The sequence below is a fragment of the Nonomuraea sp. B1E8 genome (assembly GCF_039871515.1).
Lineage (GTDB): Bacteria > Actinomycetota > Actinomycetes > Streptosporangiales > Streptosporangiaceae > Nonomuraea.
Genome location: NZ_JBDPLS010000020.1, coordinates 40,738 through 56,622 on the forward strand (window position 1 = coordinate 40,738; position 15,885 = coordinate 56,622).

Genomic DNA, 15,885 nt, shown 5'->3' on the forward strand with positions numbered 1-15,885 from the left:
GACAGGTGCCTCATGACCTCTGAAGATCACCCATCCTTCATCACGTACGACGAGATCAAGCGGTGGCGTGACGCGGGAAAAGCTCACGCGCTGTTGGATGTACGCGAACGAGGCGAATATGCGCTCGGGCAGATACCGGGCAGTTGTCCTCTCCCTCGTGGCCTCATCGAGATCTGCCTGGGACAGCTGGTTCCCTGGAAGAACGTTCCGCTGATCCTCTATTCGAACGACGGCCATCGAAGTGGCCTGGCCGCGCGGACCTGCCGGGACCTGGGACATGAGGACGTCAGGGTCCTGGAGGGCGGGTTGAACCGCTGGTCCAAGGAAGGAAACGCGCCGGTCTACGGTGTCAATGTCATAGGCAAGACGTTCGGCGAGAAGCTTTCGATCACCGACCAGGTGCAGCAGCTCGATCCCGATGCGATCGCCGCTCTCGCCGACCGCACGGAAACGTTCATCTTCGACGCCCGTACGGCCAGTGAGTACGCCAAGGGCCACATTCCCGGAGCGTTCCACGTTCCAGGCGGCGAACTCGTCCCCACGCTTTACCAGGCCGGCATCGACGGGCTGGGCAAGGACCACCCCATCGTCGTCCATTGCGCCGGACGAACCCGGAGCATCGTCGGCGCCTACCTGCTGAAGCAGGCCGGCTTCAGTAATGTGTTCGCGCTGCGCAACGGAACGATGGCCTGGGTGATGTCAGGTCGTGAACTCTCCGTCGAGGCAAGGCCCTGGACCGCATCCGCGATCAGCGAGGACGGTCCGGCACGGGCAGCGGAGTTCGCGGAAGACTTCGTCGACGGCACCCAGGCCTTCCCCGTTGAGGCATCGGAGGTCGAAGAGCGCAACGACGTCCGCTACCTGATCGACGTACGCCTGGTCGACGAATACATCGCGGGCCATATCCCCGGCGCTCTTTCCTGCCCGGCAGGCCAGCTCGCCAACGCGGTGGACGAACACATCGGCGTCCGTGACGCCCTCCTCGTGTGCTACTCGAATGACGAGACACGCGCCAGGATCGGGGCAGGGCTGCTGTCGCGTATCGGATACCGCCGAGTCGCGTGGCTCACCGGCGGCCTCAAGGAATGGTCCCGCGGCGGAGGCGCGGTCATCGCCGGCAGTCCCCATGCCTATCTCGATGACCTCTCCCTTCCCGGACCGGACATACGCACGATCGCTGCGGATCGGCTGCAGGCTGATCTGCTGGCCGGCAGCAGAGTGCTGGTGGATGTGAGACGGAGCAGCGAGTACGCCCTGAGCCACATCCCCGGCTCCGTGTGGGTTCCCCGGGGCGATCTGGAACGCCGCATCGAAACGTACGCGTCTCCCGGCACACCCCTGGCCGTCGCCTCCGATCGCGAGCTCCGTTCCACGCTCGCGGCCAGGACGCTGCTGAGCATGGGCTACCACGACGTCGTCGTCCTCGATGGGGGTGTCAACCGATGGATCGCGTCCGGCAACCCGATCGAAGAAGGGCTCGACGGTGCTGACGTGTCCCTGGCCGAGGCCAAGGAGGACGCGGAACTCGTCGCCCGGCGACCCAAGATGCTCGAGCGCAACCGCGAGGACATGGTGCGCTACCTCGATTGGGAAGAACGCCTCGGTGAGGAGCTCCTGTCCGACACCGAGTCGTCAGCCGGAAAGCACTCATCGTGAACGTGACAGGCAGATTTCCCGGATGGGGGGAAGGTCATGGCTGAGGAACTGGCCCTCCCAGAGATCCAACTCCGCGCCCGGATCAGCAAGAAGTGGCACGCCTATGCTCCGGACGTGCTGCCGATGTGGCTGGCCGACATGGATTTCCGGCCCGCGGAGGCCGTCAGATCCGCCGTGCTGGAGGCAGCAGAAGCAGGGCAGTTCACCTACCCGCTCGATGCCGAGCACCGCGGGGTCGCGCAGGCGTTCGCGGCTCGTATGCGCGATCGCTTCGGCTGGGAGGCCGGCGCCGACCGGGTGGCGGTGCTCGCGGACCTGGTGCAGGGCCTGACGACCTCGGTGATGGCCTTCAGCGAACCAGGAGATGGGGTTGTCATTTTCAGCCCCATCTATCCCCCCTTCATGCGCAGCATCGAGGTGAGCGGCCGGAAAGTCGTCGACGTGCCGCTGGCGGAGGAGGCTGACGGGTTCGTCATCGACTTCGATCTGCTCGAGCAGCAGGCCGCCCGCCCCGACGTCACCCTCATGCTGCTCTGCAATCCCCACAATCCGACGGGCCGGGTCTTCACCGACGCCGAGCTTCGCCGGGTGTCCGGCATCGCGGTCGAACACGGGATCGTCGTGGTGTCCGATGAGGTGCACGCCGACCTGGTGTATGCCCCGCATCGCCACACAGTGTTCGCGACGGTTGCAGAAGCCCCCACCGTAACCCTGCAGTCAGCGACCAAGGCCTTCAACATCGGCGGTCTCCGATGCGCTCTCATGCACTTCGGATCCGCACCTCTGCATCAGCGGTTCCTCGAGGTGTTTCCCGACAGGACCCTGGGCCGGGTGTCAGGACTCGCCGCGGCAGCGACGGTGGCTGCCTGGAGCGGAGGGGACGCCTGGCTGGGCGACGTGCTGGAGACGCTCGAAGCCAACCGCCGGAAGGTCTTCCAGTGGGTCGCGCATCATCCGAGCGTCCGCGCGCACATGCCCGAAGGCACCTACTTCGCCTGGCTGCACTTCGCCCACCTGCCGGCCGGCGTGAGTTCGGCGCACGAGTTCCTGTTGCGTTCCGCCCATGTCGCCCTCCACGCAGGACAGGACTTCGGAACTCCCTACGCATCGTGGGCGCGGCTGAACTTCGCCACGTCACCTCGCATCCTGCGAAAAGCGCTCAACCGCATGACGGCGGCGATGCCGGCCCCTCTTACCGGTCATCCGAAGTGACCGTCGCCGGCCTTGCCCGACAACGGAACACCACAACGCGAAACGAGGACATGATGGAGCCTCTTCACCAGTTCATCCATGATCTGCGCGAGCTCACCACCGCGAAGGAGCGGCTGCCTGAAGACGCCTTGGCCACCACGGTGGGCGATCTGCTGGCGGAGCTCGTCACCCGGCCGAACCCCGTCCCCGCCGAATTCACCGTGAGGTCGGCGCTGCACGGAGGACGTGGCCGTTACATCCTGCATCGTTCACCCACGTTCACGATCAGTTCGATCGTGTGGGCTCCAGGAGAGGTCGCTCCTCCTCATACCCATGAGACGTGGGGAGCCATCGGGCTGGTCTCCAACCGGATCGAGGAACGGCGCTACGAGCTGAACGGCGACGACACCGTACGTCCCGTCGAACACCACCGGCACGACCGCGGCGCCGTCTCCGTCCTGATTCCCGACGACGACATCCATTCGATGCACAACCTGACCGACACCGAGACCGTCGAGATCCACGTGTACGGCAAGGACCTGACCGGCTTGGTCCGCAGGCGCTGGACCGTGGAAGGGCAGGACATGCGGGAGTTCTCGAGCGGGAAGTACATGAACTGCTGAGAAACCGAGAGCTTCGGCTCCTTCAGCCCAGATGGACTTACCCGATGTAACACCAGGTCGGACGGCCTCGTAGCTTGGGTGTAGCGGTCCCGCCACGGTGACTGCTGGAGATCGAGGCCAGCGCGAGGCTCGCATGAACACAGGCACAACTGAAGGTGTCAGGCGGCGAAGGCCAGACCGACTGCCGGCTCAGGTGACCAGTTTCGTCGGACGGCGGCCGGAGGTGAACGAAGCCAAACGGATGTTCAGCACGGCACCTGTGGTGACCCTCACCGGCGTCGGCGGCGTCGGCAAGACCCGGCTCGCGATCCATGTGGCCGCCGAGGTCCAGCGAGCCTTTCGTGACGGTGTGTGGGTGGTTGAGCTCGCGACGCTGGAGGATCCGAAGCTGCTCGCCCAGACCCTGCTCAGCGCTCTGCATGTGCAGAACCGCTCCTCCCGGCCGCCGGTAGAGGTGCTCGTCGACCACGTGCGGGACATGCAGATGCTGGTGGTCCTGGACAACTGCGAGCACCTGCTGGAGGAGTGCGCGGTGCTGGCCACGACGCTGGTGCGTTCCGCGCCGGAGCTTCGGATCCTGGCCACCAGCAGGGAGGCGCTGGGCATCGCCGGCGAACGCGTGCTGGCCGTGCCGACGTTGTCCTTGCCGGATTCCGAGGATCCGCGGTCGCACGCCTGGACTCGAGGGGAGGCGGTGCAACTGTTCGCCGAGCGGGCCGCGGCTGTGCTGCCCGGCTTCGAGGTCACCGAGAACAACAGGACCATGGTGGAAGGGATCTGCCGCCGGCTGGACGGCCTTCCCCTTGCCATCGAGCTGGCGGCCGTACGGCTGAGGACGCTGTCGCCCGAACAACTGATGGCCCGGCTGGAGAACCGCTTCCAGTTGCTCACCACCGGGCCGCGGGCGACGCTGCCCCGGCAGAGGACGTTGCGTGCGCTGGTCGACTGGAGCCACGGCCTGTGCACCGAGCCGGAGCAACTGCTCTGGGCCCGCGCGTCGGTGTTCACCGGCGGACTGGATCTGGAAGCGGCCGAGGCGGTGTGCTCCGGCGACGGCATCGCCCGCGAACAGGTCCTCGACCTGGTGACCGGGCTGGTCGACAAGTCGGTGCTGGTCAGGGAGGAGAGCCCGACGGGGATGCGCTACCGGATGCTGGAGACGATCCGGGAGTACGGCCGCGAGCAACTGCTCGCCTCCGGCCAGGAGGCCACGCTGCGGCGCAGGCACCGCGACCACTACCGCGACCTGGCGGCACAGGCGCGCGCCGAAGCGTTCGGCCCGTACCAGCTGGAATGGTTCGCCAGGCTGCGGGCGGAGCACGCCAATCTACGCCAGGCCCTGGACTACTGTTGCGCTGTGCCGGAGGAGGCCGAGACCGGTCTCAGCATGGCCACTGACCTCGTCCAGCACTGGAAGACCGGCGACTACCTGCGCGAAGGACGCGACCGCCTCGACCATGGGCTGGCCGCGATCACCGAGCCGAGCGAGCTCAGGGGCCGGGCCATGGTGGTCAACGCCTGGCTGGCCAACACTCAGGCCGACCTCGTCACCGCCGAGTCGATGGTCCGGCAGGCCCGGGAAGTCGGTGAGCAGCTCGGGCTGGAGGCGGTGCTGGCCTACGCCGCGCTCTACTCCGGAACGATCGCCATGTACCGCGGGAACGGTGAGTCGGCGGTCGCCCATTACGAGGAGGCGGTTGCCCGTCACCGCACCACCGGCGACCCTATGGGCCTGACTCGGGCGCTGGTCCGGCTCTGCCTGGCACGCGCCCTGCTGGGCGACATCTCCTCCGCGGTCGCCGCCGGCGAGGAGTGCGTGGCCATATGCGAGGCGCACGGCGACAGATGGGTCAGGGCGTACGCGATGACAGTGCTCGGCGTTCCGCTCTGGCTCCAGGGCGACGCGGAGCGCGCGACCGCGCTGGAGCGGGAGAGCCTGCGGTTCCAGCACTCGATCGACGACGTGCTCGGCAGCAGGTTCAACATCGCGGTGCTGGCCTGGATCGCGGCCGATCAGGGGCAGCACCGGCGAGCGGCCACGCTGCTGGGAATCGTGCGGAGCCTCGAGCGGACGGTGCACATAGTGCCGTTCAGGTACAGGCAGTTCCTTCGCCGACACGAAGAATGCGAGTCGTGTGTCCGTGAGGCTCTCGGCAAGCCGGCATTCGAAGCGGCTGTCAAGCGAGGTGCCGGGCTGTCCTACGACGAGAAGATCTTTTTCGCCTTGGGTGAGTCCGACCATGCGAACGAGCCGCCCGGCGAGGAAGCGTCATGGTCACCGCTGACGCGCAGGGAGGCAGAGATAGCGCGCCTGGTCGCGCAGGGGATGAGCAACAAGGAGATCGCAGCTGCCCTGGTGATAGCCCAGCGCACCGCCGAGGGACATGTCGAGCACATCCTGAACAAGCTCGGCTTCAACTCCCGAACCCAGATCGCCCTCTGGGCCAGAGAGCAAGACACGCCCGCGCGTGACGAGGGCCCCACAGGTCGCCGGTAGCGACGGGATGCCGGTGGGCGGCCTCGGGCAAGCGGCTTCCTCCGCCACAGCGCCCGCGCGCCCGGTTGACCTCGCCTGGCCGCAGCGACACCCCGATCCGGCTCGGCAACGCGTCCGTAGTGGCGATCCGGCGGGGCCGGACGTCTGTCGGGTTCTCGCCGGTCAGGCGCTGAAGTACTGTGTCTTTCACAACTCTTGGCGGGGTGAAAGAGGCGATAGGTGGCGGAGGACATTCGTTTCGATCGCTCGTCACTGACGAGTGCCGGCGAGGGCTTCCTGGATGCCGCAGCCGACTTCGAGCGGCACACCGGAAGCCTCCTCGCCTCGGTGCGCGGCGCGGCGGAAACGGCGTGGGGCGGGACTTCCGTCGGCGTGGCGATGGACAGGCTCGGCGGTCTGCTCGACGATGCCTGCCGAGTGCTGCACTCCAACCTTCACCAGACCGGCGACGGCATCCGCACCATGGCCGACGATTTCCGCGCGACGGAAGCCGCCGCTTCCGCCGCCGTCCCAGATCCCGGCGTCCCCGGCACTCGTCACTCCGACTGACCGACCACGCGATGGCGCTGACCCTTCCCGCGAACCTGCAGTCGTCCTTCGCCCTGCTTGAGGTGGAATGGCCTCCGGAGGACGAAGACGGCATCCGCGCCTGCGGGGCAGCATACCGGGCCTGTGCCACCAGCCTCGATGAACAGATCATCCCGACGGCGCAGGGCGCCGTCGGCCACGCGGCGCAGCACAACGCCGGTGGCCACATCGATGCGCTGACCGATCACTGGTCCGCCTACCACGCCGACGACACCGAGTCGGGCCACCTGCAGAGCCTCGCCACCTCTCTGCGGGCCCTGGCGAGCGGCTGCGACCTCTTCGCCCGGATCGTGGAGGTTATCAAGATCTTCTTGACGCTGCTGGCGACGTACGTCCAGCTTGCCCTGCTCTGGGCTGCGACCATGGCCGTCGTGTCCGGCGGGCTGGCCGCGTTGAAAGCGCGCGGCACCGTCATGATGTTGCGGGCGTTCGCCAAGAAGGCCGTGGCGACGCTACGTGACAGGCTGGAGCGGTACTTCGGCCAGAAGCTGATCCGTGCCGTGGAGACCCGCCTGCGCCGGATCCTGCACGCCAAGCCACCGTCGTTCCCTGCCCGCCCGGCGGGTTCGCTGCTGCGCCGGGCGGCCGCGGCCAAGGGGATGGCCGCCTCGTCCGCGGGCGCGGCCTGGCTCATGACCGGACAGCCGGAAAGCCGCCCGCGCCCACCCCTGGACATCCCGGAGGAAGGCCCACGCGACGGCAAGTACGACCTCGGTCCGCCCCGCGACCCCGGCATCCCCTACGACGACCCCTGGCCGTACGACCCTGATGCCGAGCCGTCGATCGGCGACCACGCGACCTGGCACAAGTGGCGGGCGCTGCAACTCGCCGAGGAGGCGATGCCGGGGTTCGACGAGGCGGCCGACACCTTCAAGCACTATCTCGACGGATCCGGTGACGACTACCACATCGACTACGACCAGGCCTACCGCGACGACAAGCTGATCCGCGACGCCGTGGACGCGGAGATCCGCCGTGCCCAGGAAAACGCCGAACGCCTCTACCGGGAGACCGGGCGGCAGAACTTCCAGATGACCGGCGAGCCGGCGCAGATCAAGCAGACTGAGACCAAGAACTGGGAGTTCGCGCTGGGCCGTCATTCCATCTGGGGCAGCGCGGACGTCCGGATCGACGGCAGACAGGCCAGCATGGACGTCACGATCCACGCCTACGACCGCTACAACTTCAACCGCGAGGACAAGTGGATCAACCAGGACAACGGCCGTTTCGAAACGCTCGGCTGGGCCAGGTCCTACGACACCCACGGCTCCCTCAAACGGACGATCACCTGGACGCTCCCGTGACGCCCGCTCGGAGCACCGCACTGACCGCGCAGGCTCACGGCCGAACGCCTGTCGCGTTCTCGCCGATCAGGCGGAGTGCCTTGGCCGTGAACTCGTCGAGCGGGTAGAACAGCTCGATGGCCAGCTCCGACAGCGTCACGTCGGCCGGCGCGCCGAATGTTGCCATGGTGCTGAACATCGACAACTCGCCGAACGCGCTGCGGATCCTCAGCGGCACCTGGATCGGGCTCGCCGGATGTTCCGCGCCATCCGGCTCCCCCGTCACCGGATAGCGGGACACCTCCTCGTAGAGCGCGCGGAGCGTCTCGTCACCGGTGGCGTCGACCTGGCGGAGCAGCCGCTGCAGCGTGAGCGTGCGCACCTCACCCAGGTTCGCCAGCCGGGAGGCCAGCCCGTCGGGGTGCAGGGTCAGCCGGAAGACGTTAGGCCGCGGCTCCAGCAGGTGCCCCGGCACGCCGTCCATGAGGACGGACATGGCGCGATTGCCCACCAGCACGTCCCAGAGCCGGTCGACCACGACCGCGGGGTACGGCTCGTGCGCCGCCAGCATGGTGTCGATCGCGGACCGGACCGAAGCAAGGTAGGCATCGTCGAGGCTGCTCTCCCGGTAGGCCGGCGCGTAGCCCGCCGCCAGCAGCAGGGTGTTGCGCTCGCGCAACGGGATGTCCAGGGCCTGCGACAGGTGGAGCACCATCGACCGGCTCGGCCGCGCGCGCCCCGTCTCGACGTACGACAGGTGCCGCGCGCTGACGTCCGCCAGGTTGGAGAGGTCGAGCTGGCTGAGCCTGCGGCGCCGCCGCCAGGCACGCAGCTGCGAACCGATCCGGGGCGGCTGCTCCACTTCCATGCCCCGGAGCCTAACGACCGTGGCGAGCGGCCATGACCCCGGAGGTTATTGAGTCGACGACCCCGGCGCTGGCACCGTTCCTGTGACCAGACCTTCACCGGGAGGAGATCGACATGACGACGACCAGGACAGACGCTTCTGTACGGCTGCGGCAGATCCTACGCGTCGACGGCTGGAGCACCGCCGTCTTCGGCGTGATCATGTTGGCCGGCGCTCAGGCGCTCAGCGGCCCGCTCGGCCTGCCGACCTCGTGGTCCATCCCGTTCGGGGTCGCCATGCTGGGCGGCGCCGCGGCCCTCGGCCTCATCGCCGGATATCCCCAGATTCCGCCGCGCCACGCGGCGTTCGTCGTCGCGGGGAACACGCTGTCGTGCGTGGCACTCCTCGTGCTCGCGTTCTCCGGCCTCATCCCGCTCACCGGGCTGGGCGTGGCGTTCCTGCTGGCCGGAGCCCTGGTGGTGGCCGTCTACGCGGCGCTCGAACTCATGGGCCTGCGCCAGCTCACCGCCGCCTGAACTCGCCGCGCTCCTACGCGAACTCGCGAACGGCGGCCACCAGCTCCGGCATGGTCCTGACGACGCTCCACGGCTGCCACTGATCGCAGCGCACGGGGTTGGCCTCGGTGTCGTCGCTCAGGAAAACGATCGTGCGCATCCCCAGCGTACGAGCCGGAACAAGATTGACCGGACGGTCGTCGACGAACACCATTTCATCAGGGGAGACGCCCAGCGCCTCGATCACCGTCGTGTACGCGGCCCTGTCGGGTTTGCGGGCCCGCAGATCGGAGCTGACGAACCACCGCCGCACGGGTGCCTCCAGGCCGAAACGCCGGCGTACGAGCTCGGACCAGACCGCCGTGTCATTGCTCAGGCAGGCGAGGCGCAGGCCATCGCCCCCCAGCTCCGCGAGCGCCTCCCGCACGCCTTCGTTGAGCTGGTGCCGCCCGCAATAATCCGCGTCACGCCCTTCCCGCGACAGCCCGACGGCCGACCAGAACCGGTCGGTCGTCATGCTCCCCAGCGTGGCCGAACGGTAGGCGGCGCGGATCTCCTGCTCGGTTCGTCGGCATCCGTGATCGCGCAGGTAGGGGATCAGGACACGACCCTGCACATTGCCGTACCGGTACAGAACTCCCATCGCATCGAAGAGGACCACCTTCGGCCGAGGCATGACCAGAGAGTACGCCGCAGCGATCCGGCGGTCCAAGCGCGCGAGGCCAGCGGATCTCGGCCAGAGCCACGGGCGGAACCGGCCGATCAGGGCTCTTCGCCATCCTGAGAGACCAGATCACCCCAGCGGCGTCGCGCCCCGTTCAGCGCCCCTCCGGATCCTCCGCGAGGAACTCCGCGACCAGCTCCGCCGGGTTGGCGGCTCTTGTCAGGGCGAACATCTCGTCGGGGTCGAACATGTCGTAAAGGACCACCGGCAGCGCTCTCCCGAAGGTCTCGACGATCCGGCCATCCGCGTGGAGCCGCCGGGCCAGATCGACGCAGAGTCCGTGGAACTGCTGGTCAAGCCGCTCGCCGCGCTCGTCCCGCTCGTGTTCGGAGAGCCCGTCCTGGTCGTCGTACCAGAGGCCCTGCGCCACCGCCTCCCGCCGGTGCAGCTCGGCGCCGGCCGGATCGCGCTCGGGGTCGTGGCCGGCGACGCAGTGACCCTCCAGCCCGGGCGGCGGGAAACAGGCGTAGCTCCAGCGAGCCTCCCATGCGTCCCGCGGGTTCGGCTCCGCCGGCAGCCGGGCCACCTCGGTTTCGGTGTTGTAGCCGATCGCGAGGTACGGGAACCGGGCGTCCTGGTCGACACTGTCGATTCGGAACGTGATGACGTAGATGTCGGACTTATCAGGAAACTCGGACAGGGCCCGCACGGCCGCCTGCTCCATGTGCAGCCGGAACGTCATCCAGAACCCACCTCCGTCTCGGCGAGAACCCCGTTCCCGCGTTCTCCTCCTGGTCGCCAGAAGACGTCGCATGCTACCGCGCACGCACCAACGGGCTGTCGCCCGTAATGCCCGGAATGTGGCCTGGCGACCCGCCCATGCCCTCGGCGATGCTGTGAAACGTGCAGTACGTGTCCAGAAAACCGCGACCACCCCTGGCCGGGCTGATCGACGACCTCTACTACCTGGAGGGCACGCCACCGTACCCCCGGCTGTGGCTGCCGCCGATGCCGTCGGCGGTGCTCATCATCAACCTCGGAGCGCCGTTCCGCATCCGCACCGGCTCCGAGACGGCCGAGTACGCCGACGGCTGCGTGCTCACCACCCCCACCCGCGCCTTCGCGTTCGGCTACCCGCCGGGGACCAGGTCGGTCGGCGTGCATTTCAAGCCGTGGGGGCTGGCGCCGTTCCTGCCGATGCCCGCGGCCGAGCTGTGCGACCTCCCGGTGACGGTGGAGCAGGTCTGGGGGCGCCCTGGCGTCGCCGCGTTGCGGGACCGGCTGGCGACGGCGGCCGGGCCGTACGAGATGCTGACGTCACTCGAGGACGAGCTGCTGCGGCGGCTCCGCGAAATCGCAGGCCTCGGGCTGGTACGCCACACGAGCAGCGTCATCGAGGCGGCTGCGGGAGCGGTCGCGATCGGCGACCTGAGCGCGGCGGCCGGCGTCAGCAGCACCCATCTGGCACAGCGGTTCAAGGAGCTCGTCGGCGTCACGCCGAAGCGGCTCGCCCGCACCTACCGCTTCGCCACCACCGTGTTCGCGATCGACCCCACCGGACCGGTCAACTGGGCCGACCTCGCGGAGCGCGCGGGCTATTTCGACCAGGCCCACTTCGGCCACGAGTTCCGGACGTTCACGGGGCTCACCCCGACCCGGTACGTCGACGTCCGGCGGCGCTTCCTGCGCGAACACCCCGGTCACGCGCTCGACGTCGGGCCGCTGCCGGCCGATTGATTTCTTACAAGAACCGGCGACCCCTGACCCGCCACCATGGGTACTTCCCGAGCAAAGGAGAGGTCCATGGGCAGAGTGGTCATGTACAGCACGGTGTCGGTGGACGGCTTCATCGCTGACAGGAACGACCAGGTCGGGCCGCTGTTCGACTGGATGTCCAGCGGTGACGTCCCGCTGGACGAGACCGGGGACGTGAAGGTGTCGCAGGCGTCCTACGACTACACCCGGCCGTACTGGGACCAGATCGGGGTGACCGTCGTCGGCCGCCACGTCTTCGACCTGACGGACGGCTGGGGCGGCAATCCGCCGGGCGGGATCGACCACGTGGTGGTGGTGTCGCACCGGCCGATGCCCGAGGGCTGGGATCCCGGGGCGCCGTTCCACTTCGCCGACGGCGTAGAGGCCGCCATGGCCAGGGCGCAGGAACTCGCCGGCGACCGCACGGTCGAGGTCGCCGCCGGCGACGTCGGCGGCCAGGTGCTGGCCGCAGGGCTCGTGGACGAGGTCGCCATGGACGTCGCTCCCGTCGTGTTCGGGTCCGGCAAACGCTATTTCGGCTCGGTCGACGCGCAGCACCTGCTGGAGGACCCCGACGTGGTGATCCAGGGCAACCGGGTCCTCCACCTGCGCTATCGAGTGCGCCGATAACCGCGTGCGGCAGAACATCCCCAGCCTGTGGACAAGCCTGGGGGACCCTGCCAGGAGGCGGGGTGACGGCCGGTGAGGCGGTCGAGGGCCGCGGCTGTGGCGTCGTCGGAGGCGAGGTAGACCACCAGCCGCTGCTCGTCGGGGTCAGGCAACTCCAGGCTCTCGTACGCCAGCCGCAGCTCCCCCACCTCCGGGTGCGCCCACCGCTCCACGCCGGTGCGCGAGGGCAGCGCGGGCCGAACCCGCGAACGGTCGCGAAAACGGGCATCGGCGGTGATCGTCAGCTCCTCGGCGAGAACCGCCGCGTGCGGATCGCCGAGCGCGGCCGCGGCCCGCAGCGCGGCGTTTTGTGACATCCCCGGCCGATGGTGCAAGGCAGCACCCGCGGCGCCCTGCTCATCGACGGCAGCCTGGCTGCCCACTGTTGCCCGCCAGGCCTGCCGGAGTGGATCGCCGCGGTCAACAGGGAGTACCTCACGGCGTACGCACAGGGCCGGGGCGACTACACCACCTCGACGTTCACGGACGTGACGAGCCACCCCGGCAGGTCGTTCGCCGACTTCGCGAAAGACCACGCCGCCCACCTGCGCTCGTGAACATCCGATCCTCAAGGCCCGGTGGCCCGACCCTCGCCTGCGAGATGCCACCGGTGTCATCGGCCGGCGCCTGCGCGGCTGACGGCCGTGGCAGTCCTGACAACGGCCGCCCGCAGGCTCCGGTCTGATGCCGGCGGAATAATTTCTAACGATTAAAGCTTGCATCATCCATTAGAACGAGGAGTGATATGAATGTCCAGGTCTTCCCCTGATCCAGCCCGAGAAGAACGTCACCGGGGTCCCTGGCCGGCGGTCGCCGCCGTGCTTGAGCACCTCAGGGAAAGGCTCCCCACGGGTGGCGTCCAGCCACCCGCCTGCCGGGGCCGGAGCGCGAGCGACCGGTGAACCGCACGGCCAACGCCGCGCTGGCGGCGATGACGGTCTCCTTCGGCCTCAATTTCTCGATGGGCGTGTTCCTCGCCCCCACGGCGGCTGCCTACGGCATCAGTGCCACCGCGTTGTCCCTCGCCGCGGCGGCGGCCACCGCGCTGACCGGCTTGGTCCAGTGGAAGGTCGGGAGCCTGCTGGACCGGCTCGGCGCACGAGTGGTCCTGGTCGTGGGCCTCGCCCTGACCTCGGGCGGCTACCTCGTCCTGGCGACGGTCCAGCAGACGTGGGAGTTCGTCGCGGCGTACATGGTGTTCGTCGGGCTCGGCTTCGCGTCGGCCTCCAGCCTCACGATCACCACGCTGATCTCCCGCTCGTACGGCCCGCGGGCCGCCCCCGCGCTCGCCAGGGCCAGCATCGGCATCAACCTGGGCCAGGTGCTCGCCCCGTGGGCCGCGACCGCCCTGTTCGAACCGGTCGGCGTCCGCGGCGCGTACACGATCCTCGGCGCGGCCGGCCTGGCGGCCACCGCGGTCCTGTGGTTCCGGCTCTCCCCCGACCGCGTGGAAAGCGTGCGCGACGTGCGCGGCGAGTCGCTCGCCGGCCAGGCCCGGGTGCTGGTCTCGTTCGGGCTGCACGCGGCGACCATGTACGTCGTCGTCCTCATGCTCCCGAAGCACGCCCTGGAGACCGGCTGGTCGGTCGTCGGCTCGGGCCGACTGGTGGCGGTCGTCGCGATCTCCGCGGGCGTCACGTCCGCGCTGGTGGCCCGCCTGCTGCGCACCCGGGCCCCGGAGACGCTGCTGCGCCTCCTGTACGGCGTGCGCGCGCTCGCTCTGGTGCTGGCCGCGTTCGTCCCCGGCGAAGGGGTGATCCTGGCGGTGGCGGTGCTGTTCGGCGCCGCCTCCTTCCCGGTGATCCCGCTGACCATGGCCGTCATGTCGCGCGGCCTCGACCCGAAACGGATCGGCCGCACCCTGGCCCCCGCCTGGGTCACCCACCAGCTCGCCGCCGCCGCGGGCCTCGGCGTGGCCGCCGCCATCCACTCCCTGACCGACAGCTACCGGGGATTCTTTGTGCTCGGCCTGGCCTTCAGCCTCGCCGCGGCCGCCCTACTCACCTCACCCGCTTCGTACGCCGCCAACTTCTCACAACGGAGGAACTGACATGACCGCAGTACGCCACAACACCGTCACCGTCCAGGGCCGCCCGATCTTCTACCGGGAGGCGGGCGACCCCGCCAACCCGACGATCGTCCTGCTGCACGGCTTCCCCTCCAGCTCCGCGATGTTCCGCAACCTGATCCCCGCCCTGGCCGGCTCCTACCACCTCATCGCCCCCGACCACCTCGGCTTCGGCCAGTCAGCCATGCCGTCCGCCACGGAGTTCGACTACAGCTTCGACTCCCTGACCGGGATCACCCTGGAACTGCTCGACACCATCGGCGTCGACCGGTTCGCCCTCTACATCCAGGACTACGGCGCGCCGATCGGCCTGCGCATCGCCTCGCGCCACCCCGAGCGGATCACCTCGATCATCACCCAGAGCGGCAACGCGTACCTGGAAGGCTTCACCCCCTTCTGGGAGGTGCTGTTCGCGCACGCCGCCGACCGGGTCACGCACGAGCCCGCGGTACGCAAGCTGCTCGAACCGGACGCGACCCGCTGGCAGTACACCCACGGCGTCCCCGCCCAGCGCCTGAGCCTGGTCAGCCCCGACACATGGACGCTCGACCAGGCGTACCTGGACAGGCCGGGCAACAAGGAGATCCAGCTGGAGCTGTTCCACGACTACAAGAACAACCTCGACGGCTATCCGGCCTTCCAGGAGTACTTCCGCACCCACCAGCCGCCGGTCCTGATCGTCTGGGGCGAGAACGACGAGATCTTCGGTCCCGACGGCGCCAAGGCGTTCCTGAACGACCTGCCGGAAGCCGAGCTCCACCTGCTGGACGCCGGCCATTTCGCGCTGGAGACCCACGGCACGGAGATCGCCGATCTGATTCGCGATTTTCTCCGGCGGAAGGGAATCGCCCCCTTGATCTAACGGTTATCCGATCAGTCATCCATTAGACATCCACCGGTCACCACCAACGAGAAAGGCAGAGACCACCATGTCCCGACTTCCCCTGATCCAGCCCGAGACCGCCACCGGCAAGGCCGCCGACCTCCTCGCGGGCGTCCAGAAGGCCCTCGGCGTCACGCCGAACATGACCAAGGCGATGGCCAACAGCCCCGCTGTGCTCAAGGCGTACCTGGACTTCTCCGGCGCGCTGAACGACGGCAGCCTTCCAGCGGCCACCCGCGAGCGCATCGCGCTGCTGGTCGCCCAGGAGAACGGCTGCGACTACTGCCTGTCCGCGCACACGTACATCGGCACCAACCTGGCTGGGCTCACCGCCGAGGAAGCCGGCCGGGCACGCCGGGGGCAGGCCGCCGACGCGTCCGCCGAGGCGGCGCTCACCCTGGCCGCAGCCCTGGTCCGCACCCGCGGCGGCGTCACCGACGGTGACCTGAAAGCCGCCCGCGAGGCCGGCCTAGACGACGGCCAGATCGCCGAGGTCGTCGCGAACGTGGCGCTGAACGTCTTCACCAACTACCTCAACAAGACGGCCGACACCGACATCGACTGGCCCATCGTCCGCCACTGATCCACCCGATCTCCGGTACGGCCCGCGCCCACAGCCGCGGCGCGGGCCGTACCGGCACCGCAT

17 protein-coding genes are annotated in these 15,885 nt (G+C 68.7%); 13 read left to right on the plus strand and 4 right to left on the minus strand.

The window, feature by feature from the left end; translation table 11 throughout:
* The first annotated feature begins 12 nt into the window (after window positions 1-12).
* From ABGA98_RS41645 to ABGA98_RS41670, 6 genes are all read left to right on the plus strand, one after another.
* Window positions 13-1,656 (plus strand): rhodanese-like domain-containing protein, encoded by a 1,644-nt coding sequence (locus tag ABGA98_RS41645; protein ID WP_347623995.1) that lies wholly within the window; start codon window positions 13-15, stop codon window positions 1,654-1,656.
* Window positions 1,657-1,692: 36 nt separating this feature from the next.
* A complete protein-coding gene (locus tag ABGA98_RS41650; RefSeq protein WP_347623996.1) occupies window positions 1,693-2,868 on the plus strand; it encodes an aminotransferase class I/II-fold pyridoxal phosphate-dependent enzyme in 1,176 nt (391 codons plus the stop codon).
* 53 nt (window positions 2,869-2,921) lie between these two features.
* On the plus strand, window positions 2,922-3,470 hold the full coding sequence (locus ABGA98_RS41655; RefSeq protein ID WP_347623997.1) for a cysteine dioxygenase family protein: 549 nt from the start codon (window positions 2,922-2,924) through the stop codon (window positions 3,468-3,470).
* Window positions 3,471-3,693: 223 nt separating this feature from the next.
* Window positions 3,694-5,967 carry a LuxR C-terminal-related transcriptional regulator gene (locus ABGA98_RS41660; RefSeq protein ID WP_347623998.1) on the plus strand — a complete coding sequence of 758 codons (2,274 nt, stop codon included), beginning with the start codon at window positions 3,694-3,696 and terminating at the stop codon, window positions 5,965-5,967.
* Between the two features lie 219 nt (window positions 5,968-6,186).
* On the plus strand, window positions 6,187-6,516 hold the full coding sequence (locus tag ABGA98_RS41665; protein WP_347623999.1) for a hypothetical protein: 330 nt from the start codon (window positions 6,187-6,189) through the stop codon (window positions 6,514-6,516).
* 11 nt (window positions 6,517-6,527) lie between these two features.
* Window positions 6,528-7,859, plus strand: coding sequence for a hypothetical protein (locus tag ABGA98_RS41670; RefSeq protein WP_347624000.1), 1,332 nt, complete (start codon window positions 6,528-6,530; stop codon window positions 7,857-7,859).
* Between the two features lie 34 nt (window positions 7,860-7,893).
* On the opposite strand, the gene ABGA98_RS41675 is transcribed toward ABGA98_RS41670, so the two are convergent.
* Entirely contained in the window at window positions 7,894-8,706 is an 813-nt protein-coding gene (locus tag ABGA98_RS41675; protein ID WP_347624001.1) for a helix-turn-helix transcriptional regulator, read from the minus strand.
* A 113-nt stretch (window positions 8,707-8,819) separates the two neighbouring features.
* Here ABGA98_RS41675 and ABGA98_RS41680 point away from each other — a divergent pair, with 113 nt between their 5' ends.
* Entirely contained in the window at window positions 8,820-9,221 is a 402-nt protein-coding gene (locus ABGA98_RS41680; RefSeq protein WP_347624002.1) for a hypothetical protein, read from the plus strand.
* Between the two features lie 13 nt (window positions 9,222-9,234).
* Here ABGA98_RS41680 and ABGA98_RS41685 read toward each other — a convergent pair whose 3' ends face one another.
* A complete protein-coding gene (locus ABGA98_RS41685) occupies window positions 9,235-9,876 on the minus strand; it encodes an HAD-IA family hydrolase (RefSeq protein WP_347624003.1) in 642 nt (213 codons plus the stop codon).
* A gap of 142 nt (window positions 9,877-10,018) precedes the next feature.
* On the minus strand, window positions 10,019-10,606 hold the full coding sequence (locus ABGA98_RS41690) for a hypothetical protein (protein ID WP_347624004.1): 588 nt from the start codon (window positions 10,604-10,606) through the stop codon (window positions 10,019-10,021).
* A 170-nt stretch (window positions 10,607-10,776) separates the two neighbouring features.
* Here ABGA98_RS41690 and ABGA98_RS41695 point away from each other — a divergent pair, with 170 nt between their 5' ends.
* Entirely contained in the window at window positions 10,777-11,601 is an 825-nt protein-coding gene (locus ABGA98_RS41695) for a helix-turn-helix domain-containing protein (RefSeq protein WP_347624005.1), read from the plus strand.
* Window positions 11,602-11,667: 66 nt separating this feature from the next.
* A complete protein-coding gene (locus ABGA98_RS41700; protein ID WP_347624006.1) occupies window positions 11,668-12,249 on the plus strand; it encodes a dihydrofolate reductase in 582 nt (193 codons plus the stop codon).
* Here the strand turns inward: ABGA98_RS41700 and ABGA98_RS41705 are convergent.
* Window positions 12,231-12,605, minus strand: coding sequence for a hypothetical protein (locus ABGA98_RS41705; RefSeq protein ID WP_347624007.1), 375 nt, complete (start codon window positions 12,603-12,605; stop codon window positions 12,231-12,233). The two genes, ABGA98_RS41700 and ABGA98_RS41705, sit on opposite strands and share 19 nt — an antisense overlap.
* A 9-nt stretch (window positions 12,606-12,614) precedes the next feature.
* Between ABGA98_RS41705 and ABGA98_RS41710 the strand changes: the two genes are divergently transcribed.
* From ABGA98_RS41710 to ABGA98_RS41725, 4 genes are all read left to right on the plus strand, one after another.
* Window positions 12,615-12,845: a hypothetical protein gene (locus ABGA98_RS41710; protein WP_347624008.1), complete on the plus strand. Its 231-nt coding sequence runs from the start codon at window positions 12,615-12,617 to the stop codon at window positions 12,843-12,845.
* 341 nt (window positions 12,846-13,186) lie between these two features.
* A complete protein-coding gene (locus ABGA98_RS41715; RefSeq protein ID WP_347624009.1) occupies window positions 13,187-14,338 on the plus strand; it encodes an MFS transporter in 1,152 nt (383 codons plus the stop codon).
* Window position 14,339: 1 nt separating this feature from the next.
* Window positions 14,340-15,218: an alpha/beta hydrolase gene (locus ABGA98_RS41720; RefSeq protein WP_347624010.1), complete on the plus strand. Its 879-nt coding sequence runs from the start codon at window positions 14,340-14,342 to the stop codon at window positions 15,216-15,218.
* Window positions 15,219-15,285: 67 nt separating this feature from the next.
* Window positions 15,286-15,822, plus strand: a complete 537-nt coding sequence (locus ABGA98_RS41725; RefSeq protein ID WP_347624011.1) for a carboxymuconolactone decarboxylase family protein — start codon at window positions 15,286-15,288, stop codon at window positions 15,820-15,822.
* Window positions 15,823-15,885 lie beyond the last annotated feature (63 nt).